This window comes from Streptomyces acidicola, assembly GCF_009377235.1.
In the GTDB taxonomy this organism is placed as follows: Bacteria; Actinomycetota; Actinomycetes; order Streptomycetales; family Streptomycetaceae; genus Streptomyces; species Streptomyces acidicola.
This window is the reverse complement of the sequence record NZ_VMNX01000021.1, coordinates 34,270-55,805: the sequence shown is the minus strand read 5'-3', so window position 1 is coordinate 55,805 and position 21,536 is coordinate 34,270. Positions and strand designations below refer to the sequence as shown.

The window sequence follows — 21,536 nt, the reverse complement described above, 5'->3', positions numbered from 1 at the left end:
CTGTCCCGCGCCCCTGACGGGGCGCTCCTGTGCGCCCTTCTACGGCGGTTGGAGCGAGCCCTCGCCCGGCACCTGCGCGAGCGGACCATCGTGGGACCGGACTCCAACAGCCCGGCCGCCGAGGAGTTCGTGACGGTACGGCTGCTGGAGATCCGGCGCGACGGCGAGATGCGCGCCCTCACATGTAGTCACTCGGCATGTCCGCGGAGCGCCAACGCCGGCACGCCGTCCGCCCCGCCACGGAGTTCGGGCAGGCAGCTGGGCGGACGGCGTCGATACGGGCCACCGCACTGTATGAGGGGGGAGCCGGCGGCCCGGTCGGCCTCTTTCGAGGCATTTCAGTCAACCGGTCCGAAACTCTCCGCGACAGCGCGCACACAGCCCGGATGCGAGCACTCGCTTCACACCCCGTGTGAACGGGAAAGCGTTACGCTGCTGAGCGGCCGGTACCGAGCCACCGGAGGGCACCCATGCAGCCCAACACGCTGCTCGACTCGATCCTCGACGAGGCCGGGGTCTCCCACGCGGGCCTCGCCGCACACGTGAACCAGGCAGGGCGGGCACGCGGTCTCGCACTCAGGTACGAACACACCGCGGTGGCACGGTGGTTGAAGGGCCAGCGCCCGCGCGGACAGGTGCCCGACCTGATCTGCGAGGTGCTCGCCGCCCGGCTGCACCGCACCGTCACCCTCGACGACATCGGCCTCGGCATCCCCGGAGAGCCGGTCAGTTCCCACAGTTCGTCGCTCTCCGGCTTCGTGGAGCGTGCCACCGCGCTGTGGCGCTCCGACGAACAGCAGCGCCCGCACATCCTCGGCGCCCCGGCCGTCACCGGAACCCCCGCTGTGATGCCTGTGTGGGAGTGGGAGAACCCGCCCGAGGACGTGGACGTCTCGCGCGGCGGCCGGCAGCAGGTCAGCATGGCCGACATCGAGATGCTGCGCGCGGCCCGCACCCACTACGAGCAGATGTACCGCAAGGCGGGCGGCATCGCGACGCGTACTCGTATCGTCGGCTTCCTCAACGCCGAGGCCGCGCCGCTGTTGCGGGGCAGCTACACCGATGCCACGGGGCGTCAACTCCACCGTGCCACGGGCGGGTTGGTGGCCGTCGCGGGTATCTGCGCATACGACTCCGACGCCCATGGACTCGCCCAGCGCTACTTCCACCAGGCGCTGCGGCTCGCGAAGGCCAGCGGGGACCGGGGGCTCGGCGCGTATGTGATAGCGCTGCTCGTGAACCAGGCGCTGTTCATGAAGGAGTACCGGCAGGCGGTCGCCTTCGCGGAGGCCGCGCTGCGCGCCGCGGGCAAGCACATCACACCGGCGCTCGCCTCGGACCTGTACGCGATGCAGGCCAAGGCGTACGCGCACCTCGGCGACGGCACGAGCGCGCTGTCCTGCATCCGGCGTGCCGAGCAGGCCGCCGAGCGCATCCGGCGCGGGTACGAGCCGGCCGAGACCGGCTATGTCCAGCCCGGCCTGGTCAACGTGCAGGTGGCGGAGGCCCTGCTCAGCCTCGGCGACCTGACGGCCGCCGCCGAGCATGCCACCGCCGCGGTGGGCACGCCGGCGCACGACCGGGGGCGCGTCCACCGGCTCGCCATGCTCAGCCAGATCGAGCTGCGACAGGGCAACGCCGACAAGGCGGTCGCGACCGCCGTCGAAATGGCCGAGACGGCGAGAGGGATGGAGTCACAGCGGCTGCGCGACAGACTGCGGGCGGTGCGCGAGCACCTGGCGCGCAGCGGCCGCGCGGGCACGGCCGAGGCCGCCGAACTCATCGACGGGGCACTGCGCGTACCGCTCTAGCGTGGAGGCCGTGCCGAGGAAGACCGAGCCCTCGGCGCGTCCGAGCCCGGAACGTACGCGAACACGGCGCGCGCTCCGCTGTGCCGCGAGCAGGCCGCCATGCGCTCACCGTACGCCTGCTGTCAGGCTTCTCCTGCTGCGATATTGCCACTTACTCGGCGGAAGGTGGCAGAACCGTGCAGTGGACGAAACAGAACGAACAAACTGTCTATGAAAATCGCTGGTTCAGCGTCAATCTCGCAGATGTGGAGCTGCCTGACGGGCGGCACCTCGATCACTTCCTGATCCGGCTGCGGCCCGTGGCCGTGGCGACGGTGGTGAACGAGGCGAGCGAGGTGCTGCTGCTGTGGCGGCACCGCTTCATCACCGACAGCTGGGGATGGGAGCTCGCCGCGGGTGTGGTCGAGGACGGCGAGGACATCGCCGAGGCCGCGGCCCGCGAACTGGAGGAGGAGACCGGCTGGCGGCCGGGACCTCTGCGTCACCTGATGAGCGTCGAGCCCTCCAACGGGCTCACCGACGCCCGGCACCACATCTACTGGGCCGACGAGGGCACCTATGTCGGCCACCCCGTGGACGACTTCGAGTCCGACCGCCGGGAGTGGGTTCCCCTCAAGCTCGTTCCCGACATGGTCGCCCGCGGCGAGGTCCCGGCCGCCAACATGGCGGCCGCGCTGCTCCTCCTGCATCACCTGAGGCTCGGACAGGACGCCTTGCCCTGATCCCCCACGGCGTCCGGCGAGTCAGCGGCCGACAGCCTGCCAGATCGTCACGACGAGCGCGCCCGTGGCCGTGAGCGCCGCCACCGTGGGCAGCGGCCAGCGGGTGTGCTCCAGGGCGACGATCCGTGCGCTCAGGTCGTCGACCTCCTTGGCGGTCTGCTCGGTTTGGTGACTGAGCAGGGTGATCCCTCCCTCCACGCGGGCATGCGCCACGTCGAGGCGGCGGCGTAACTCTGCGAGTTCACCGTGGACCACGGGATGTTCGGGGTCGGTGGCCACGACTTCCACTCCTTTCTGTAGTCGTCTCATCACTTGCGCGCGCACGAGCAGTCAACTCGCCTGGTGGGCGCGTGGGGAGCGTGTGCGAAGGGCATATGCGTGCCCGGCGCGCACACGGTGTGTGAAATCGGTGGGCCCGGCACCTATTCTCGGTGCCGGGCCCACGGAGATCTCAAGTTCTACGGAAAGTAATCATGTTGACCTGACATCAGGCCGAGAGGTCAGGCCGAGAGGTCAGGCCGGGTATCTGGCCCGGAGATCAGGCTGACGCGTCATCACGCGTAGGTGTAGAAGCCCGACCCCGACTTCCGGCCGAGCCGGCCCGCGTCGACCATGCGCTGGAGCAGCGGGGGAGCGGCGTACAGCGGCTCCTTGTACTCCTCGTACATCGAGTGGGCGACCGAGGCCACCGTGTCCAGGCCGATCAGGTCGGACAGCTTCAGCGGGCCCATCGGGTGGGCGCAGCCCATCTCCATGCCGTTGTCGATGTCCTCGCGGCTGGCGATGCCCGACTCGAACATCCGGATCGCGGAGAGCAGATACGGGATCAGCAGCGCGTTGACCACGAAGCCGGACCGGTCCTGGGCGCGGATCGCGTGCTTGCCCAGCACCTTCTCGGTGAAGAGCTGGGCCCGGCTCAGAGTGCCCTCGGAGGTGGTGAGCGCGGGGATCAGCTCGACCAGCTGCTGCACGGGTGCCGGGTTGAAGAAGTGGATGCCGACGACCTGATCCGGCCGGGAGGTGGCGACGGCCAGCCTCACCAGCGGGATGGACGAGGTGTTGGAGGCGAGGATCGCGTCCGGACGGGTCACCACCTGGTCGAGCACCTGGAAGATCTCGGTCTTCACCTGCTCGTTCTCGACGACGGCCTCGATCACCAGGTCGCGGTCCGCGAACTCGCCGAGGTCGGTGGTGAAGCCGAGCCGCGCCTGCGTCGCCGCCAGCTCCTCCTCGGTGATCTTGCCTCGCTCGGCAGCCTTGGACAGGGAGTTGAACAGCCGGGTTCGGCCGATCTCCAGGGCCTCGCCGGTGGTCTCGGCGACCTTCACGTCCAGTCCCGCGCGGGCGCACACCTCGGCGATGCCCGCACCCATCTGGCCGCAGCCCACGACTCCGACTCGTGCGATATCTACCCAACTGTCGGTCACATCGTCCCTTTCGCCAGCATGCGGATCATCGCAGCAAACCCGAGGAGCAGGGCTTGTGCCAAACCCGCACGTTACCTTCGGCGGCTACTGATCAGTATTGCGGGTGGAACATGGCAGGCTTTTCGGACACGGCTCGCTGAGTACGGTCGCGGTCCCGGCACAGGCTCCGGCGCCCCGGAGGCGAGCGGAACCACACAGCACAGGGAGGCATGGGAATGAGTCGGATGTCGCGGCGGCTGTTCTCCGGAGCGATGCTCGGCGGGCTGGTCGCGGCCGGAGGCGCGGCCGCCTGGGGGGTCACGAGAAAGGACGACGACAGCGGCGACGAGGCCCGGCGCGGGGCGCCCGCCACCGAGCTGCGCGGCATGTGGGTGGCGTCCGTGGCCAACCGTGACTGGCCCTCCCGCCCCGGCCTGACGGCCAAACAGCAGCGCGCCGAACTCATCGCGCATCTCGACACCGCCGTGAAGCGCCGCCTCAACGCGGTGATCTTCCAGGTCCGCCCCGCGGCCGACGCGCTCTGGCCGTCCCCGTACGAGCCCTGGTCGCAGTACCTCACCGGCACCCAGGGCAAGGACCCCGGCTGGGACCCGCTGGGCACGGCGGTCAAGGAGGCCCACGCGCGCGGGCTGGAACTGCACGGCTGGTTCAACCCGTACCGCGTCGCGGCCCACGACGACCCGAAGAAGCTCGTCGCCTCGCACCCCGCCCGCAAGCACCCGGACTGGGTCGTCGCCTACGGCGGCAAGCTCTACTACAACCCCGGCATCCCGGCAGTGCGCGCCTTCGTCCAGAAGGCCATGCTCGACGCACTGCGCCGGTACCCGATCGACGCCGTGCACTGGGACGACTACTTCTACCCGTACCCGGTCGCGGGCCAGACCTTCGACGACAAGGCGGCGTACGACGAGCACGGCGGCGGCTTCCCGAACCGGGCCGCCTGGCGGCGAGACAACATCGACAAGCTGGTGCGGGAGACAGCGGCGAAGATCAAGCAGATCCGGCCCGGCACCCAGTTCGGCATCAGCCCCTTCGGCGTGTGGCGCAACGCGTCCACCGACCCGCTCGGCTCCGACACCAAGGCCGGGGTGCAGACGTACGACGACCTGTACGCGGACACCCGTAAGTGGGTCCGCAAGCACTGGATCGACTACGTCTGCCCGCAGCTGTACTGGAACATCGGCTTCACCGCCGCCGACTACGCCAAGCTGCTCCCCTGGTGGGCGAAGGTCGCCAAGGGCAGCGGAACGCGGCTGTACGTGGGTGAGGCGCTGTACAAGGCCGGGGACCCGGCACAGCCCGCGGCCTGGCAGAAGCCCGGGGAACTGTCCCGGCACCTCACCTTCGCCCGTGACTACCCGCAGGTGCGCGGGCATGTGTTCTTCTCGGCCAAGGAGGTCAGGGAGGACAGGATCGGCGCGATGGCACGTGTGGTCGCCGACCACTACAAGCGACGGGTGAATCCGCCGAGCTGACGCGCCGTGCCCCCGTGGGCGCGCCTCACTGGCACCCGGGCAACCGTCTTCGGCGGCGCGCCGGGTGCCGACGGCCGGTGGGCGGAGGCCTGGGCTAGTGTGCGGGCTCCCCGCGGTGGCGGACGACCGCGTCCGGTCCGGGTGACATCAGGGCCTCGTGCCCGTCGTCCTCGAAACGGACCCGGAACGGGGGAGTGCCGTTCGGTCCCAGGACTTCGACGATCATCGCGGTCCTGTCGTGCTGCCCGACGATCCGGCCGTGCACGAGCAGGATGTCGCCTACGTCTGCACGCATCTGGAGGGCCTCCTCGTTCGCACAGGAGTGGTCCGTATTCGCAGTCTATGGCGGATGGCACCGGATGGGACCGGCACGGGCACCGCGGTCGTGCGGTTCAGCCACGTGCTCGCTGCGTGACCGCGATGCAGACCAGGACGGCCGCTGCCGTCACGGGCGCCGCGGGAGTGAGCTGCTCACCCAGCAGCAGCACCGACCACACCAGTGTGAGCAGAGGCTGTGCCAGCTGCAACTGGCTCGCTTTCGGGATGCCGATCGCGGCCATGCCCCGGTACCAGACCACCAGACCGAGGAACTGGGAGCCCGCGGCGACCCACAGCAGCCCGGTGACGCTGTGCGCGGTCAGCTGGACCGGCTCGTACGACAGCGCCACCAGCGCACCCGGCACGGTGAGCGGCAGACACAGGACCAGCGCCCAGCCGATCACCTGCCAGCCGGGCATCTCCCGGGCCAGCCTGCCTCCCTCGGTGTAGCCGGCCGCGCACACCAGCAGTGCTCCGAACAGGTACAGATCGGCCGCTGTGAGAGCCCCGCCGCTCTGCGTCACGGTGAACGCGACCACCGCGGCAGCGCCCGCGAGGGCCGCCGCCCAGAAGGTCCGGGAGGGGCGGGTGCCCATGCGCAGGGCGGAGAACAGCGCGGTCGTCAGTGGGAGGAGGCCGACGACGACGGCCGCGTGCGCGGTGGTCGACGTCCGCAGGGCGAGGGTGCTCAGGAGCGGGAAGCCCAGGACGACTCCGGCGGCGACGACCGCCAGTCCCGCCCAGTGCCGGCGACCGGGCAGCGGGACCCTCCCCCACGCTCGGCTTCGCTCGCGCGGGGGCACCCCCACCGCCAGCAGACAGCCGCCCGCGAGCACGGCGGCGAGGACGGTGCGCACGGCCACCAGCGACCACGGGCCGAAGCCCTCCAGGCCCCATGCGGTGGCGGGGAAGGTGAGGGAGAAGGCGATGACACCGAGGGCCGCCATGAGGATGCCGACGGCACCGGGGCTCTCCCTTGGGGCACTCCCGAGTGGAGTGCTGACCGCTATCGGGGTGGGGGCAGTAGCGCTATCGTGAGCTCTCATGTATGAGCGTAGCAGCGTCGGTGAGCTGGTGAACCAGCTGCGACAGGAGCTCGACCGCTACTCTCACGGTGGAAAGCTGCCGTCGAGTCGTGCGCTGGTCGAACGTTTCCGGGTCAGCCCGGTGACCGTCTCGCGTGCCTTGGCGCAACTGGCGGCCGAGGGGCTGGTGGTCACGCGGCCCGGCGCGGGTGCCTTCCGCGCCGAGTCCCGTACGGCCCCCGCTCCCGCCGGGGACACCTCCTGGCAGGAGGTCGCGCTGAGCGCGGACGGCGCCGCCGACCTCGTACCGCGGACCGTGGACGCCTCCGGGGTACTGGTCTCGCTCGCGGCCCCGCCACCGGGCGTGATCGAGTTCAACAGCGGCTATCTGCACCCCTCGTTGCAGCCCGAGCAGGCGATGGGCGCGGCCCTGTCGCGGGCGGGGCGCCGCCCCGGAGTGTGGGCACGGCCGCCCGTGGAGGGGGTCCCCGAGCTGCGGGAGTGGTTCGCGCGGAGCATCGGGGGCGCCGTCACCGCGGCCGAGGTGCTCGTCACGGCAGGCGGCCAGTCCGCGCTGACCACCGCGCTGCGCGCCCTCGCGCCGCCGGGCGCCCCGGTGCTCGTCGAGTCGCCCACGTACCCCGGCATGCTGGCGATCGCGCGGGCGGCCGGGCTGCGGCCCGTCCCCGTCCCTGTGGACGCGGACGGAGTGAAGCCGGCGCTGCTCGCGGACGCGTTCCGGGCGACCGGTGCGCGGGTGTTCGTCTGCCAGCCGCTGTTCCAGAACCCGACGGGTGCCCTGCTCTCGGCCGAGCGGCGGGGAGAGGTGCTGCGGATCGCGCGCGAGGCGGGCGCGTTCGTGGTCGAGGACGACTTCGTACGGCGGCTCGTGCACGAGGACGCGGGGCCGCTGCCACGTCCTCTGGCGGCGGAGGACCCCGACGGTGTGGTCGTCCACGTGTGCTCGCTCACCAAGGCGACCTCGCCCAGCTTCCGGGTGGGCGCCCTCGCGGCCCGTGGTCCCGTGCTGGAGCGGCTGCGCGCCATCCAGGTCGTCGACACCTTCTTCGTGCCGCGCCCCCTCCAGGAGGCGGCCCTGGAACTCGTGGGTTCCCCGGCGTGGCTGCGGCATCTGAGGGCGGTGTCGGCGGAGCTGAGGCGCCGCCGGGACGCGATGACGTCCGCCCTGCGTCTGGAACTCCCCGCGTACTCGCTGCCGCACATCCCCTCCGGCGGCTACCACCTGTGGCTCCGCCTGCCCGACGGCACTGGGGGCACCTCCCAGGCTTTCGGCTCTGGGGGAGAGTCCGCCCTGGTCACCGCGGCCCTCCGGGCCGGCGTCGCGGTCATTGCCGGGAGGCCCTACTTCAGTGCCGAGCCCCCGGCGGCGCACGTTCGGTTGAGCTTCGCGGGCGTCGCGGGAGTGGGGGAGATCGCCGAGGGGGTGCGGAGGCTGAGGGTGGCGCAGGAGGGGACTACAGCGCACAGCTGACATGCGCAGGGATGCCGACGGGGCTCCGTGAGCGCCGGGGCACCCTGGGTCATGGTGAGCGGCACCCATTGACCCGCGCAGCGTCGCGTTCCACGATCGCCCCATGCATCTTCGGGTCACGTTCGTCGCCGCCGCGCGCAGCGCCGCGCTGCTCGCGGAGCGCTTCGAGGACGACCGGCCGCTGGACCAGGCGGGCTGGAACGAGGTGCAGCGCGCCGCCCACGAGCTCCTGCCGCTGGCGGCGGCCGAGCTGCGCTACTGCTCGCCCACGCGGCGCAGCCGGGCCACCGGTGATGCCCTCGGCTACGCGCCGCTGGCCCAGCCCGCGCTGCGGGACTGCGGCATGGGCCGGTGGCGCGGTTTCACGCTGGGCGAGGCGATGGCCCGGGAGCCGGAGGCGGTCGACGCGTGGCTCGCCGATCCGCGGGCGACCCCGCACGGCGGGGAGTCCCTGCACGCGTTCATCAGCCGCGTCGGCGGCTGGCTCGACACGCGGCCCGTCGACGACGGCGGCGGTGTCGTCGCCGTGGCCGAACCCTCGGTCGTCCGGGCCGCGATCGTCTACGCGCTCAAGGCCCCGCCGGCGACCTACTGGAACCTCGACGTCCGCCCCCTGTCGACGGTCACCGTCACCGGCCGCTCCGGCCGCTGGAACGTGAGCCTGGGCGGAACGGTGGGGCGGACCTAGGGCGGTCCTGGGGCCGTCCCAGGGCCGGGCGGTCCTGTGTCCGTCCTAGGACTCTCGCGTGTAGTCGGTCGTCAGCAGCAGGTCCTTGGCCGGGCCGCGCGCCCGCCACACCGTGCGCCAGCGGTCCGCGTCGTACGCGCTGAACTCGCCCCGGTAGAGGTCCGCCGAGCACGGATGGTCCGTGACCCAGTGGCCCGCGGTGAGGTCCAGGTCGTGGAAGAGACGGCTGTCCGCGAACCGTACATCCGCGGTCCCCGGAGCCGTGCCCGGCAGGAAACGCAGCGTCCGCTCCGCGGGACGCGCGACGCCCTGCCAGACGAACGTGCCGGACTCCCGGTGCAGCAACCCGCCGCCGTCCAGCGGGCCGAACCCGGTCGTGCCGGTGAACTCGCCCTCGTCGCCGCTCGCGAGATCCCGCACCGACCGGCGCACCCGCCAACTCCCGGCCAGGTACGCCAGTACGTCCCGTACTGGCCAGAACTCGCCCATTCCGTCCCGCTCCCCTGTCACCGCCGTCGCTGCACGCCCCATTGACGCACCTCAGTCCCCTCCCTATGTTGCCGTTCGCAGTGCTGATCAATGTCCGAAATTTCGAACATGTAATGGGTTCGCAGAAGAGAGCCGCGGAGTATCCATGTCACGCACCCGCACCCGCACCCGCACCCGCACCCGCACCCGCACACGGACGACCGGACCCCGCTGGAGACTGGGGCTCACTGCCACAGCACTCCTGGTGGTCTCGGCCATCGTCCCGGGCCCCGCACACGCCGAGGACGTCACCGACTATGCGATCACCGTCGACCCCACCACCCAGGGCGCGAAGATCGACGACACGATGTACGGCGTCTTCTTCGAGGACATCAACCGGGCCGCAGACGGCGGCCTGTACGCCGAACTCGTCCAGAACCGTTCCTTCGAGTACTCCACCGCCGACAACAGCTCGTACACGCCCCTCACCTCCTGGGCCGTCGACGGCACCGCGAAAGCCGTGAACGACGACGGTCGCCTCAACGCCCGCAACCGCACCTACCTCGCCCTGGGCGCGGACTCGTCCGTCACCAACTCCGGCTACAACACAGGCATCAGGGTCGAGAGAGGCAAGAGATACGACTTCTCCGTCTGGGCCCGGGCGGACCAGGGGACACGTCTCGCCGTCTCCCTCACCGACGCCGACGCCACGCTCGCCGAGGCCCGCCGGATCACGGTGCGCGGCGGCTGGGCCAAGTACACGGCACACTTCACCGCGACCCGCTCCAGCACCACCGGACGCCTCACCGTCGCCACCGGCGGTCCCGCCGCCCTCGACATGGTCTCCCTCTTCCCGCGCGACACCTTCAAGGGACGCGAGAACGGCCTGCGCAAGGACCTCGCCGAGAAGATCGCGGCCCTCGACCCCGGCTTCGTCCGCTTCCCCGGCGGCTGCCTGGTCAACACGGGCTCCATGCAGGACTACAGCGAGGCCTCGGGCTGGGAGCGCAAGCGCTCGTACCAGTGGAAGGACACCATCGGCCCGGTCGAGCAGCGCGCCACCAACTCCAACTTCTGGGGATACAACCAGAGTTACGGACTCGGCTACTACGAGTACTTCCAGTTCTCCGAGGACGTCGGCGCGATGCCGCTGCCCGTCGTCCCCGCCCTCGTCACCGGCTGCGGCCAGAACAAGGCCACCGACGACGACGCCCTCCTCAAGCGTCACATCCAGGACACCCTGGACCTGATCGAGTTCGCGGGCGGGCCGGTGACGAGCGAGTGGGGCAGGAAGCGCGCCCTGATGGGGCACCCCAAGCCCTTCCGCCTCACGCACATCGCGGTCGGCAACGAGGAGAACCTGCCGAACGAGTTCTTCGCCCGCTTCCAGCAGTTCCGCGCCGCCATCGAGGCCAGGTACCCGGACATCACGGTCGTCTCCAACTCCGGCCCGGACGACGCGGGTGCGACCTTCGACACCGCCTGGAAGCTGAACCGCGAGGCGAACGTCGACATGGTCGACGAGCACTACTACAACAACCCGAGCTGGTTCCTGCAGAACAACGACCGCTACGACTCCTACGACAGGAACGGCCCGAAGGTCTTCCTCGGCGAGTACGCCTCCTGGGGCAACGCCTTCAAGAACGCCCTCTCCGAGGCCGCGTTCATGACCGGCCTGGAGCGCAACGCGGACGTCGTGAAGCTCGCCTCGTACGCCCCGCTGCTCGCCAACGAGGACTACGTGCAGTGGCAGCCCGACATGATCTGGTTCAACAACCGCGCGTCATGGGGCTCGGCCAACTACGAGACGCAGAAGCTCTTCATGACCAACGTCGGCGACCGCGTGGTGCCGTCGACCGCAACCGGCACGCCCTCCACGACCGCCCCCATCTCGGGCGCCGTCGGCCTGTCGACGTGGGCGACCACGGCGGCGTACGACGACGTCCAGGTCACGAGCGCGGACGGGCAGACCCTGCTCAGCGACGACTTCAGCGGTGACGCCTCGCAGTGGAACCACACCGGCGGCGGCAACTGGAGCGTCCAGGACGGACAGTACGTGCAGACCGACGTGGCCGCCGAGAACACCATGGTGTCGGCGGGCGATCCGGCCTGGCACGACTACGACCTCAAGGTGAAGGCCACCAAGAAGTCCGGCAAGGAGGGCTTCCTGGTCGCCTTCGGCGTCAAGGACACCGGCAACTACTACTGGTGGAACCTCGGCGGCTGGAACAACACCACGTCGGCGGTCGAGCAGGCCGTGGACGGCGGCAAGTCGTCGCTGATCTCCAAGCCGGGGACCATCGAGACGGGCCGTACCTACGACATCGAGGTCAAGGTGCGGGGCCGTCAGGTGACCCTCTACCTGGACGGCCAGGAGTGGGGCGGCTTCAGGGACGACAAGCCGGCCGAGCCGTTCCGGCAGGTGGTGACACGGGACGCCAGGACGGGTGACCTGATCCTCAAGGTCGTCAACGCCCAGTCCGTGGACGCCCGCACAGCCGTCGACCTCGGTGGCGCGAGGGTCGCCTCGAAGGCCCGCGTGACCATGCTGCGGGCCGCCCCCGACGCCGTGAACACCGAGACGGATACGCCGGTCGCGCCGGTCACGTCCACGTTCACCGGGGTGGCCGACACGTTCACGTACACCTTCCCGGCCAACTCGGTGACGTTCCTGAGGATCGGGAAGGGCTGATCCAGAAGGGCCGCGAAGGGGTGGCCGCTCGGGCGACTCGGGCGACTCGGGCGACTCGGGCGACTCGGGCGACTCGGGCGACTCGGGCGACTCGGGCGGCTCAGGCGGCTCAGGCGTCGAAGTATGCCTGGGCCGCCCGCACTCCGTCCGCCAACGCATCCACTTCCTCAGGGGTGTTGTACACGTAGAAGGTCGCACGGGTGGTCGCCGGGACCCCGTAGCGGCGGACGATCGGGCGCGCGCAGTGGTGGCCCACGCGGACGGCGACGCCCCGGTCGTCCAGGACCTGACCCACGTCGTGCGGGTGGATGCCCTCGACGGTGAAGGAGACGGCCGAGCCGCGGTCCGTGACGTCCCGGGGGCCGACGATCCGTACGCCCGGGATCTCCTGGAGCATGGCGAGCGCGCGGGCGGTCAATTCATCCTCGTACGCGGCCACTTCCGGCATGCCGAGTGCCTGGAGGTAGTCCACGGCCGCCGCCAGGCCCACCGCCTGCGGCGCCATCGGCACGCCCGCCTCGAAGCGGTGCGGCGGCGGCAGGAACGTCGCGCGGTCCATCTCCACGACCTCGATCATCGAGCCGCCCGTCAGGAACGGCGGGAGGTCCGCGAGGAGTTCGCGCCGGCCCCAGAGCACACCGATGCCGTTCGGGCCCAGCATCTTGTGCGCGGAGAAGACGAGGAAGTCCGCGCCCAACCCGACCACGTCGACGGGCCGGTGAGGCACGGACTGGGCACCGTCGACCACCACCAGGGCGCCCACGGCGTGGGCGCGGTCGGCGAGCTCGCGCACCGGGTTGACCGTGCCGAGGACGTTGGACTGGTGGGTGACGGCCAGGACCCTGGTGCGCTCGTCGAGGAGTTCGTCCGCGCGGGTCAGGTCGAGGCGGCCATCGTCGGTGAGCCCGAACCAGTCGAGCGTGGCGCCCGTGCGCGCGGCGAGCTGCTGCCAGGGGACGAGGTTCGCGTGGTGCTCCATCTCCGTCACCACGATCCGGTCGCCCTGGCCGAGCCGGCGCCCGTTGCCCAGCCCGTACGCGACCAGGTTGACGCCCTCCGTCGCGCTCTTGGTGAACACGATCTCGTCCTCGGCGGCCCCGACGAACCGGGCGACCGTGCGGCGCGCGTCCTCGTACGCCTCCGTCGCCTCCCCGGCCAGCTGGTGGGCGCCGCGGTGCACGGCCGCGTTGTGCGTGAGGTAGAAGTCCCGCTCGGCTTCGAGGACCCGGAGCGGTTTCTGGGTGGTCGCGCCGGAGTCCAGGTAGACGAGCCGGGCGCCGCTCCCGACCGTCCGGTCCAGGATCGGGAAGTCCTCGCGCAGCGCGTGCACGTCGAAGGGCACGGCGGTCACCTCTCACGTCATCGCAGTCGATTCTCCGTGAGGGACGCTAGATGGCCTCACGGAGAATCGCAAGCATTGTCGTGAGAATCCGGGCTCGCTAGCATGACGACGTGGATCACGAAGCCCCTCACTACCTGCACCAGCTCCAGGTCCCCGGCGAGGAGCGCTATGCGTCGTTGGCCCTGGTCAACACACGCTTTACGCTGAGCCACGGTCCGGTCGACCTGCTCGACGGTGCCGAGGCCGCGCACCTCTGGCTCGTACGGCACGCGCTGCTACCGGACCGGGCGGCGCTGAACGGCCGGCAGTTCGGGCGACTGCTGGCGCTGCGCGATGCGCTGCGCCCGCTGTTCGAGACGCGGGCGAGCCGTGCCGTGCCCCCCGCGGAACCCCTCGCCACCCTCAACTCCACGCTGGCGGCGGCCCCTTCGACGCCCCGGCTCGCCTGGACGGCCGACGGTCCGCACCGTTCCGACGAGCCCGACACCGGCAACCCGGTCGGATCCGCGCTCTTCCTCCTCGCCGAAGACGCCACGGATCTGCTCACCGGCTTCGAGGCCGACCAGTTGACGGAGTGCACCGCACAGCGCTGTGACCGCTGGTTCCTGCGTTCCCACGCGGCCCGCCGCTGGTGCACCACGAAGTGCGGGAACCGGGTGCGGGCGGCGCGGGCGTACGCGGCGCGCAAACGCCGGCCGGAGTGAACACCTCGCCGTGCGCGGAGTGCACTGCCACCCGTGCGGTGGGGGAGCGGCGGACGGAGGGGTGAGGGCGGTGAGCCTATGCTGGCGCGCATGCAGTCCTACACGATCGGCCAGGCGGCGCGGCTGCTCGGGGTGAGTTCCGACACGGCGCGGCGGTGGGCGGACGCGGGGCGGGTGGCGACCCGTCGTGACGAGACCGGGCGACGGCTCATCGACGGGAAGGACCTGGCCGCGTTCTCCGTGGAACTGGCCGGCGCGGGCGGTGGCGACGAGGACGTCTCGTACACCTCGGCCCGCAACGCCTTTCCCGGAATCGTCACCGCCGTGAAGCTCGGTGATGTCGCGGCCCAGGTGGAGATCCAGGCGGGCCCGCACCGGCTGGTCTCGCTGCTGACCCGGGAGGCCGTGGAGGAACTGGGCCTGGAGGTCGGCATGGAGGCCACCGCCCGTGTGAAGTCGACGAACGTGCACATCGACCGTTCCTGAGCGGCGGGTGCCAGGGCCCTTCTGATGGATATCCGCGGCGTCGCGACGCCCGGCACGCACTCCCCCACTCTCGGCTTCGCTCGAGCGGGGGACCCCCATGCCGCACGCCGCGAAGGGACAGGTGGCTCCGCCACATGACCTTCCGCCCCGCACGCCTGGGGGTCCCCCCACGCCTTTAGGGCAGTGGGGGAGCATGCACCGGACGCCGCTCCTTCCTCCGCGGATATCCATCAGAAGGGCCCTGGCCATCGCTGGCGGGCCTCTGTGCTCACGCCGTGAAGGAGCAGGCCTTCCGTCTCTTCATCTCCATGCCGCGTAGCCGCCGTCGACGTGTATCGCGTTGATGCCGCTGATGTGCCGGGCGCCGCAGCGGTCCTGGGGCAGGACGAGCTGAGGTCCCGGGCGGTCGAGCGCGGTGTCGTCGATACTGACCGCGAGCAGGACGGGCGCGCGGCCGAAGTCCGGGTCGATCTCGGCCCAGGAGAGCAGGGCGTGATGGCCGTCCGTGCCCGTCACGGCGATCAGGAAGCGCAGGCGGTCCTTGCGCCGGGCGGGGTCGAAGGCGGGGCCGGCGTCGGACAGGACGTCGTGCAGGAGCGGTCCGGCGAAGTGGTGGTGCTGGACACCGCTGGTGGCGCACTCGAAGCTGACCCGCTCCTGGTGCTGGGGCCAGGCGAGCAGGTCGGACACGGTCAGCCGGGACGGGCGCGCGACGTCCCCGGTCAGGGCGAGCTCCGCCACCGGATCGGCGACCGGCTGTGTCAGTGACTGGCTCACGGGTCACCACCTCCCGCATCACGGTACCCGGGCAGCGCTCCCGTGCAAACGCACATGCCCACCCCAGTCCGCCGAAGGTCCAGCTCATGCGATGCGACAGGAGACTTACGCCTCGCATATGCGTCAGTATGATCGGTGTGTGTGAACAGCGGTTCCTCGGTGCGTAGCTGCCTTTTCGGCATCGTCGCCGCCGAGGTTCCGAAGCTGGAGCCCGGTGTTCCGGCGGTTGCAGTGATCAAGTCGACCGACGTGGTCGTCGAGAGACCGTCAGCAGAGGGAGTAGACCCGTGATGACCCGTTCCCCACGCCGGACCCGCCGGATGCTGCAGGTGGCCGGCGCAGGCGCTGCCGCGCTGCTGGCCCTGAGCGCCTGCTCCTCCTCCGACTCGGGCTCCGACACGGGCTCCGACTCGGCGAAGGCGGGCTCCTCGGACTCCTCGGCTTCCTCGTCGTCGAAGCTGTCCGGTGCGGTCACCGTCTTCGCCGCCGCCTCGCTCAAGGAGAGCTTCACCACCCTGGGCAAGGAGTTCGAGAAGGAGCACCCCGGCACGAAGGTCACCTTCAACTTCGGTGGCAGCGACAGCCTCGCCGCCGGCATCACCGGCGGCGCCCCGGCGGACGTGTTCGCCGCAGCCAGCCCCAAGACGATGAAGATCGTCACCGACGCCGGGGACGCGTCCGGCACCCCCGCCACCTTCGTCCGCAACCAGCTGGAGATCGCCACCCTGCCGGGCAATCCCGACAGGATCTCGTCCCTGAAGGACCTCACCAGGTCCGGGCTGAAGGTCGTCCTGTGCGACAAGGAGGTGCCGTGCGGCGCGGCCGTGCAGAAGGCCCTCGACGCGAGCAGTCTCAAGCTCACGCCGGTGTCCTACGAGCAGGACGTCAAGAGCGCCCTGACCAAGGTGGAGCTCAAGGAGGCCGACGCCGCGGTCGTCTACAAGACCGATGTGAAGGCGGCGGGTGACAAGGTGGAGGGCGTGGAGTTCCCCGAGTCTGCCGACGCCGTCAACGACTACCCGATCGCCCTGCTCAAGGACGCCCCCAACGCGGGCGCGGCGAAGGCGTTCATCGAGTTGGTCTCGTCGGCCGAGGGGCAGAAGGTGCTGACCGAGGCCGGGTTCCTCAAGCCGTGACCTCCCCGACCGGCAAGTCCGACGCCGCGGCCGACGTTCCGACGGGCGGGCCGCGGCGAGGACGCTTGCGGGCCGGTGCACGACCCAGGGCCGGTGGACCAGCCGGGGCCGGTGGACGGGGCCGGGTGCGTGCGCGGGGCCGTCGTGCCCCCGTACCCCTACCGCTGCTGCTGCCCGCGCTGATCGGTCTCGCCTTCCTCGTGCTGCCGCTGATCGCCCTTCTCGTGCGGACCCCGTGGTCGAGCCTTCCCGAGCAACTGGCAAGCACCGAGGTGTGGCAGGCCCTGCGGCTGTCGCTGGTCTGCGCGACGGCGGCCACCGCGGTGAGCCTGGTGATCGGTGTGCCCCTGGCCTGGCTGCTGGCCCGCGTCGACTTTCCGGGACGCGGTCTCGTCCGGGCCCTGGTCACCCTTCCCCTGGTGCTGCCGCCGGTCGTGGGCGGTGTGGCACTGCTGATGGCACTCGGCCGCAACGGCGTCGTCGGGCAGTGGCTGGACTCCTGGTTCGGGATCACCCTGCCGTTCACCACCGCGGGTGTCGTGGTCGCGGAGGCGTTCGTGGCGATGCCGTTCCTCGTGATCAGCGTCGAGGGCACCCTGCGGGCCGCCGATCCGCGCTACGAGGAGGCCGCCACCACGCTGGGCGCCTCCCGTTTCACCGCGTTCCGCCGGGTGACCCTGCCGCTGATCGCGCCCGGGATCGCCGCGGGCGCGGTGCTCGCCTGGGCGCGTGCGCTGGGCGAGTTCGGCGCGACGATCACCTTCGCGGGCAACTTCCCCGGCCGTACGCAGACGATGCCGCTGGCCGTGTACCTCGCCCTGCAGAGCGACCCGGCTGCCGCGATCGCCCTCAGCCTGGTGCTGCTCGCCGTGTCCGTCGCGGTCCTGGCGGGACTGCGTGACCGATGGATGACCGCCACATGACCGACACCGAGAAGACCGCACCCGAGGCCGCACCCGCACCTGAGGCGGAGGCCGCAGCCGTCCCCGCCCCGGAGGCCGAGGGGCTGGACGCCCGTCTCGTCGTCGACCGCGGCGACTTCCGCCTCGACGTGGCGCTGACCGCCGGGCCCGGTGACGTGGTCGCGCTGCTCGGCCCGAACGGCGCCGGCAAGACCACCGCCCTGCGTGCGCTCGCCGGTCTGACCCCGCTCACGAGCGGCCATCTCCTGCTGGACGGCACCGAGTTGGACGATATGCCACCGGAGTCGCGCCCGGTCGGCGTCGTCTTCCAGGACTACCTGCTCTTCCCGCACCTGACCGCCCTGGACAACGTGGCCTTCGGCCCGCGCTGTCAGGGCGCGACCAAGGCGCAGGCCCGTGCCCAGGCTGCCGTGTGGCTGGAGCGCATGGGCCTCGCCGATCACGTCGGCGCCAGGCCCCGCCGGCTCTCCGGCGGCCAGGCCCAGCGCGTCGCCCTCGCCCGCGCCCTGGCCACCGGCCCCCGGCTGCTGCTGCTCGACGAGCCTCTCGCCGCCCTCGACGCACGCACCCGGCTGGAGGTACGTGCCGGGCTCCGGCGCCACCTCGCCGCTTTCGAGGCCGTCGCGGTACTCGTCACGCACGACCCGCTGGACGCCATGGTGCTGGCCGACCGGCTCGTCGTCATCGAGGAGGGCCACGTGGTGCAGGAGGGCACCCCGGGCGACGTCGCGCGCCATCCGCGTACGGACTACATCGCTCACCTGGTGGGCCTGAACCTCTACCAGGGGCAGGCCGAGGGCCACACGGTGCGCCTGGACACCGGTCCCGTGATCACGACCACGGAGGAGCTTTCCGGTCCGGTCTTCGTGGCGTTCCCGCCGGGCGCGGTCACCCTGTACCGGGAGAAGCCCACCGGCTCCAGTGCCCGCAACCTCTGGCGTGGCGAGGTGGCCGGCCTGGAGACCCACGGCGACCAGATCCGCGTCGACGTCACCGGCGAACTCCGCCTCGCCGCCGACCTCACCACGCTCGCCGCGGCCGAACTCGGCCTCCACCCGGGCGCACCGATCTGGGCGACGGTCAAGGCGGCGCAGACGCACGCGTACCCCGCTTGACACGGTCCACGTCCTGACACTGCATACGTACGTTCCGCCCGACCAGGAGCTGGGGCTGTATGCCATTCGCCTGGCACACGCGACGGGTCTCGCACCAGCAGCGCCCCCGCGGACTACGGTGAGGCACGCAACAAGGGCAAAACCTCACCAGTCCACCCATTCTTCTTCATTCTCTGCGAGGCGCCTCCCTATGAGCCTGTCCATTCGCAACCAGTTGCCCGGCACGGTCACCGCCATCACGCCCGGCGAAGCCATGGCAACTGTCAGGCTCCGTCTCGACGGCGGCCAGGAGATCACCGCGGCGATCACACGGGAGGCGGTCGGGGAGCTCGGCCTGGCGGCGGGCTCCGCCGTGCGTGCGTTGGTCAAGTCCACCGAGGTCTCACTGGCCACCGGCATGGTGAACGGCCTGTCCATCCGCAACCGGCTGCCCGGCACGGTGACCGGCGTCGCCATCGGCGGCGCCATGGCCACCGTCAAGGTCGCCATCGAGGGCGGCGAGCTCACCGCCGCGATCACCGTGGACGCGGTCACCGATCTGGGCCTCGCGGACGGCTCCTCCGTCACCGCGTTGATCAAGTCGACCGAGGTCGCCCTCGCCGCCGGGTGACTCGGCGGTGTCATGGCCGGTGCGGGTGTGACCGAGCGCTGTGGTCGGCCCGACCGGCCGGCCGCAGTGCTCGGTTGTCCCCGTGGGAGTCCGCGTTCAGGGCATCAGGCGGCGTTGACCCGCTGCGGCTGCCGTACGTCGGGAGCGGAAGCCGGGTCGTCGGGAGCGGTGCCGGCCGGTCGGCGCAGGGTGAGGGCGATGGCCACGCCGAGGAGGGTGAGCGCGGCGGCGGTGAAGCCCGCCGTGCGCAGCCCGGGGACGAGCGCGGGCCCCGTGGACGCGTCCGTGCCGGCTCCGGCGACGGCGATGAGGACGGCCAGGCCGACCGCGCCGCCGATCTGCTGCGTGGTGGAGGCCATGGCGGAGGCGATGCCCTGGTGGCGTGCGTCGACACCGGTTCCCGCAGCGGCGAACATGGCGGTCCAGGCGAGCCCCTGGCCGAGGCTCAGCAGGACGACGCCGGGCAGCAGGGCCGCGTATCCGCCCGTGGGGGACTGGGCGAGCGCGAGGGCGACCATGCCCGCGGCGCCGAGGAGCAGACCGGTGACGATCGTGGTCCTGATACCGGCGCGGCCCAGGAGCCACTCGCTCGCCTTCGTGCCGACCAGGCCGGTCAGCGCCGACGGCAGGAACGCCAGGCCGGTGGCCATCGCGCCGTAGCCATGCACGTTCTGCAGGTAGACCGTGAAGAAGTAGTACTGCGCGCCGAACGTGCCCATGAAGACGAAGGTGATGCCCATCGCGGCGATGAGACTGCGGTTGCGCAGCAGCCGCAGCGGCATCAACGGGTGCGCGGTGCGTGCCTCGACGGCGAGGAAGACACCGACGAGCGCGAGGCCCGCGAGGAGGGAGACGAGGGTCTGGGCGGACGTCCAGCCCGCCTCCGGGCCCTGCACCACGCCGAAGACGACAGCGGTGAAGCCCGCGGTGGCGGTCAGCCCGCCGGCGAGGTCGAAGCCGCGGTCCCGCTCGCGCGCGGCGTCGGCCGGGATGACGGTGAAGGCCACGGCGGCCGCGCCCAGCGCGAGCGGCACGTTGACGTAGAAGACGGACTCCCAGCCGAGGTACTGGGTCAGGACCCCGCCGAGCAGCGAGCCGAGTGCGAGGCCGACGGCACCGGCGCCGCCCCAGACCGCGAGGGCGCGGTTGCGTGCAGCCCCTTCTTCGAAACTCGTGGCGATGAGGGAGAGGGTGGCGGGCAGGAGCAGGGCGCCGCCCAGGCCCTGGACGGCACGGGCCGCGACCAGGACGCCGGGTTCCGTGGCCAGGCCGCCGGCCAGGGAGGAGAGCCCGTACAGGGCGAGGGCGGTGGTGAACATCCGGCGCCGGCCGAGCAGGTCGATTGCCCGGCCGCCGAGCAGCAGGAAGCCGCCGAACGCGACGGCGTAGGCGCTGATGACCCACTGGAGACTGTGCGCGTCGAAGCCGACCGCACGGCCGATCTCCGGCAGGGCGACATAGACGATGTTGTAGTCGATCGCGCTGATGAACTGTGCGAAAGCGAGCAGGGCGAGCAGCGGCCCGGTCCCTTGTGCGCGAACGCGACTGGGTGTGGACATGGAGAGAACCTCTTTCATATGTAAGCGGTTGACCGCTTACTTAATGGGGCGGAGAAAAGGCCGCCGAAGCGGCCAGGGGGAGAAGTTGCCGGGTGGGGGGAGCGTCAGCCCCGCAGGGTGCGGACCCAGGGGGCGTCGAGGTCCGCGGCGCCGGCGGCGAGCAGGACGTTGCTGAGCAGTGCGTCGCCGAAGTACCGCCTGATCTGCTCGTCCGACGCGCCGGAGGCCGCGCGGATGTACTCGACCTGACGGGCGTAGCAGGTGCGTACGGCCTCGCCGATGACCGGGACCGAGGCGGCGCAGTTGCCGTGCATGAGGATCATGAGGACGTCCCGGTCGGCGACGACGTCGCCGTAGGACGAGGCCAGGGCCGCGATGACGGTCTCGGGGTCACTGCTTTCGGCCTTCGCGACCGTCTCAGCGGCCGCCTCCCTGAGGATCGTCGAGCAGTGCTCGATCAGCGCGGCGAAGAGGGCCTCCTTGTCGGGGAACAGCCGGTACAGATACCCCTGGGAGATCCCGGCCGCCTTCGCGACGTCCATGGTCGACGTGCCGTAGTAGCCGCGCTCCGCGAACGCCTTGATGGCCGTCCGCATCACCGTGGCCCGGCGCTCATCCGCGGTCGAGCGCTGCCGCGCCTTCGTCTCGCTCATGAAAGTAATTAACCACTCACAAGTGGTCCCGTCAAACCCGCCTGCGTAGCTCACGGGGCGGGGGCTGCTGCCCGTCGATGGAAGATTGCATAAACGTGCAGCGAAACGTATAG

At 71.1% G+C, this 21,536-nt stretch carries 21 protein-coding genes; 12 read left to right on the top strand and 9 right to left on the bottom strand.

Going from position 1 to position 21,536, the window contains the following annotated elements; genetic code table 11:
- The first annotated feature begins 470 nt into the window (after positions 1-470).
- Together FPZ41_RS09260 and FPZ41_RS09255 are read left to right on the top strand one after the other, a co-directional pair.
- Positions 471-1,811 (top strand): transcriptional regulator, encoded by a 1,341-nt coding sequence (locus FPZ41_RS09260; protein WP_131567695.1) that lies wholly within the window; start codon positions 471-473, stop codon positions 1,809-1,811.
- Between the two features lie 176 nt (positions 1,812-1,987).
- Entirely contained in the window at positions 1,988-2,533 is a 546-nt protein-coding gene (locus FPZ41_RS09255; protein WP_131567693.1) for an NUDIX domain-containing protein, read from the top strand.
- Positions 2,534-2,554: 21 nt separating this feature from the next.
- Here FPZ41_RS09255 and FPZ41_RS09250 read toward each other — a convergent pair whose 3' ends face one another.
- Positions 2,555-2,812 carry a hypothetical protein gene (locus tag FPZ41_RS09250; RefSeq protein WP_322620005.1) on the bottom strand — a complete coding sequence of 86 codons (258 nt, stop codon included), beginning with the start codon at positions 2,810-2,812 and terminating at the stop codon, positions 2,555-2,557.
- A 275-nt stretch (positions 2,813-3,087) separates the two neighbouring features.
- The gene (locus FPZ41_RS09245; RefSeq protein WP_322620004.1) at positions 3,088-3,960 is read right to left on the bottom strand and encodes a 3-hydroxybutyryl-CoA dehydrogenase; all 873 of its coding nucleotides are present in this window, start codon (positions 3,958-3,960) and stop codon (positions 3,088-3,090) included.
- A 224-nt stretch (positions 3,961-4,184) separates the two neighbouring features.
- Between FPZ41_RS09245 and FPZ41_RS09240 the strand changes: the two genes are divergently transcribed.
- Positions 4,185-5,435 (top strand): glycoside hydrolase family 10 protein, encoded by a 1,251-nt coding sequence (locus tag FPZ41_RS09240; RefSeq protein WP_407698766.1) that lies wholly within the window; start codon positions 4,185-4,187, stop codon positions 5,433-5,435.
- 94 nt (positions 5,436-5,529) lie between these two features.
- On the opposite strand, the gene FPZ41_RS09235 is transcribed toward FPZ41_RS09240, so the two are convergent.
- Both FPZ41_RS09235 and FPZ41_RS09230 read right to left on the bottom strand, forming a co-directional pair.
- Entirely contained in the window at positions 5,530-5,730 is a 201-nt protein-coding gene (locus tag FPZ41_RS09235; protein WP_131567686.1) for a DUF1918 domain-containing protein, read from the bottom strand.
- Positions 5,731-5,827: 97 nt separating this feature from the next.
- A complete protein-coding gene (locus tag FPZ41_RS09230) occupies positions 5,828-6,799 on the bottom strand; it encodes a DMT family transporter (RefSeq protein ID WP_152860884.1) in 972 nt (323 codons plus the stop codon).
- Between FPZ41_RS09230 and FPZ41_RS09225 the strand changes: the two genes are divergently transcribed.
- Positions 6,798-8,270 carry an aminotransferase-like domain-containing protein gene (locus tag FPZ41_RS09225; RefSeq protein ID WP_152860882.1) on the top strand — a complete coding sequence of 491 codons (1,473 nt, stop codon included), beginning with the start codon at positions 6,798-6,800 and terminating at the stop codon, positions 8,268-8,270. The genes FPZ41_RS09230 and FPZ41_RS09225 overlap by 2 nt on opposite strands.
- Before the next feature lie 103 nt (positions 8,271-8,373).
- A complete protein-coding gene (locus FPZ41_RS09220; protein WP_152860880.1) occupies positions 8,374-8,958 on the top strand; it encodes a histidine phosphatase family protein in 585 nt (194 codons plus the stop codon).
- A gap of 45 nt (positions 8,959-9,003) precedes the next feature.
- On the opposite strand, the gene FPZ41_RS09215 is transcribed toward FPZ41_RS09220, so the two are convergent.
- Entirely contained in the window at positions 9,004-9,447 is a 444-nt protein-coding gene (locus tag FPZ41_RS09215; protein ID WP_152860907.1) for a DUF6314 family protein, read from the bottom strand.
- Between the two features lie 145 nt (positions 9,448-9,592).
- On the opposite strand from FPZ41_RS09215, the gene FPZ41_RS09210 reads away from it, so the two are divergent.
- A complete protein-coding gene (locus tag FPZ41_RS09210) occupies positions 9,593-12,118 on the top strand; it encodes an alpha-L-arabinofuranosidase C-terminal domain-containing protein (RefSeq protein ID WP_152860878.1) in 2,526 nt (841 codons plus the stop codon).
- Positions 12,119-12,227: 109 nt separating this feature from the next.
- Here FPZ41_RS09210 and FPZ41_RS09205 read toward each other — a convergent pair whose 3' ends face one another.
- Entirely contained in the window at positions 12,228-13,460 is a 1,233-nt protein-coding gene (locus FPZ41_RS09205) for a cysteine desulfurase (RefSeq protein ID WP_322620003.1), read from the bottom strand.
- Positions 13,461-13,570: 110 nt separating this feature from the next.
- Here FPZ41_RS09205 and FPZ41_RS09200 point away from each other — a divergent pair, with 110 nt between their 5' ends.
- The gene (locus FPZ41_RS09200; protein ID WP_322620002.1) at positions 13,571-14,164 is read left to right on the top strand and encodes an ABATE domain-containing protein; all 594 of its coding nucleotides are present in this window, start codon (positions 13,571-13,573) and stop codon (positions 14,162-14,164) included.
- Positions 14,165-14,254: 90 nt separating this feature from the next.
- Complete coding sequence (locus tag FPZ41_RS09195) at positions 14,255-14,650, top strand: TOBE domain-containing protein (RefSeq protein ID WP_131561015.1); 396 nt, start codon at positions 14,255-14,257, stop codon at positions 14,648-14,650.
- A 300-nt stretch (positions 14,651-14,950) separates the two neighbouring features.
- Here the strand turns inward: FPZ41_RS09195 and FPZ41_RS09190 are convergent, their stop codons facing one another.
- Entirely contained in the window at positions 14,951-15,427 is a 477-nt protein-coding gene (locus tag FPZ41_RS09190) for a molybdopterin-dependent oxidoreductase (protein WP_322620001.1), read from the bottom strand.
- A gap of 290 nt (positions 15,428-15,717) precedes the next feature.
- On the opposite strand from FPZ41_RS09190, the gene modA reads away from it, so the two are divergent.
- From modA to FPZ41_RS09165, 4 genes are all read left to right on the top strand, one after another.
- Positions 15,718-16,563 (top strand): molybdate ABC transporter substrate-binding protein, encoded by an 846-nt coding sequence (gene modA, locus FPZ41_RS09180; protein ID WP_152860876.1) that lies wholly within the window; start codon positions 15,718-15,720, stop codon positions 16,561-16,563.
- Positions 16,560-17,486, top strand: coding sequence for an ABC transporter permease (locus FPZ41_RS09175; RefSeq protein ID WP_322620000.1), 927 nt, complete (start codon positions 16,560-16,562; stop codon positions 17,484-17,486). The genes modA and FPZ41_RS09175 overlap by 4 nt, the downstream gene beginning before the upstream one ends.
- A complete protein-coding gene (locus FPZ41_RS09170; RefSeq protein WP_152860874.1) occupies positions 17,483-18,601 on the top strand; it encodes an ABC transporter ATP-binding protein in 1,119 nt (372 codons plus the stop codon). The genes FPZ41_RS09175 and FPZ41_RS09170 overlap by 4 nt, the downstream gene beginning before the upstream one ends.
- A gap of 190 nt (positions 18,602-18,791) precedes the next feature.
- The gene (locus FPZ41_RS09165; protein ID WP_152860872.1) at positions 18,792-19,211 is read left to right on the top strand and encodes a TOBE domain-containing protein; all 420 of its coding nucleotides are present in this window, start codon (positions 18,792-18,794) and stop codon (positions 19,209-19,211) included.
- Between the two features lie 104 nt (positions 19,212-19,315).
- Here FPZ41_RS09165 and FPZ41_RS09160 read toward each other — a convergent pair whose 3' ends face one another.
- Positions 19,316-20,770 (bottom strand): MFS transporter, encoded by a 1,455-nt coding sequence (locus tag FPZ41_RS09160; RefSeq protein WP_152860870.1) that lies wholly within the window; start codon positions 20,768-20,770, stop codon positions 19,316-19,318.
- A 104-nt stretch (positions 20,771-20,874) separates the two neighbouring features.
- Positions 20,875-21,423: a TetR/AcrR family transcriptional regulator gene (locus tag FPZ41_RS09155; RefSeq protein WP_152860868.1), complete on the bottom strand. Its 549-nt coding sequence runs from the start codon at positions 21,421-21,423 to the stop codon at positions 20,875-20,877.
- Between the last annotated feature and the right edge of the window lie 113 nt (positions 21,424-21,536).

Coding starts and splice junctions, on each gene's coding strand:
- FPZ41_RS09230 (WP_152860884.1), bottom strand. CDS start 6,799: ATGAGAGCTCACGATAGCGCTACTGCCCCCACCCCGATAGCGGTCAGC.
- FPZ41_RS09240 (WP_407698766.1), top strand. CDS start 4,185: ATGTCGCGGCGGCTGTTCTCCGGAGCGATGCTCGGCGGGCTGGTCGCG.
- FPZ41_RS09195 (WP_131561015.1), top strand. CDS start 14,255: ATGCAGTCCTACACGATCGGCCAGGCGGCGCGGCTGCTCGGGGTGAGT.
- FPZ41_RS09225 (WP_152860882.1), top strand. CDS start 6,798: ATGTATGAGCGTAGCAGCGTCGGTGAGCTGGTGAACCAGCTGCGACAG.
- FPZ41_RS09155 (WP_152860868.1), bottom strand. CDS start 21,423: ATGAGCGAGACGAAGGCGCGGCAGCGCTCGACCGCGGATGAGCGCCGG.
- FPZ41_RS09215 (WP_152860907.1), bottom strand. CDS start 9,447: ATGGGCGAGTTCTGGCCAGTACGGGACGTACTGGCGTACCTGGCCGGG.
- FPZ41_RS09220 (WP_152860880.1), top strand. CDS start 8,374: ATGCATCTTCGGGTCACGTTCGTCGCCGCCGCGCGCAGCGCCGCGCTG.
- FPZ41_RS09260 (WP_131567695.1), top strand. CDS start 471: ATGCAGCCCAACACGCTGCTCGACTCGATCCTCGACGAGGCCGGGGTC.
- FPZ41_RS09235 (WP_131567686.1), bottom strand. CDS start 5,730: ATGCGTGCAGACGTAGGCGACATCCTGCTCGTGCACGGCCGGATCGTC.
- modA (WP_152860876.1), top strand. CDS start 15,718: ATGACCCGTTCCCCACGCCGGACCCGCCGGATGCTGCAGGTGGCCGGC.
- FPZ41_RS09170 (WP_152860874.1), top strand. CDS start 17,483: ATGACCGACACCGAGAAGACCGCACCCGAGGCCGCACCCGCACCTGAG.
- FPZ41_RS09160 (WP_152860870.1), bottom strand. CDS start 20,770: ATGTCCACACCCAGTCGCGTTCGCGCACAAGGGACCGGGCCGCTGCTC.
- FPZ41_RS09165 (WP_152860872.1), top strand. CDS start 18,792: ATGAGCCTGTCCATTCGCAACCAGTTGCCCGGCACGGTCACCGCCATC.
- FPZ41_RS09210 (WP_152860878.1), top strand. CDS start 9,593: ATGTCACGCACCCGCACCCGCACCCGCACCCGCACCCGCACCCGCACA.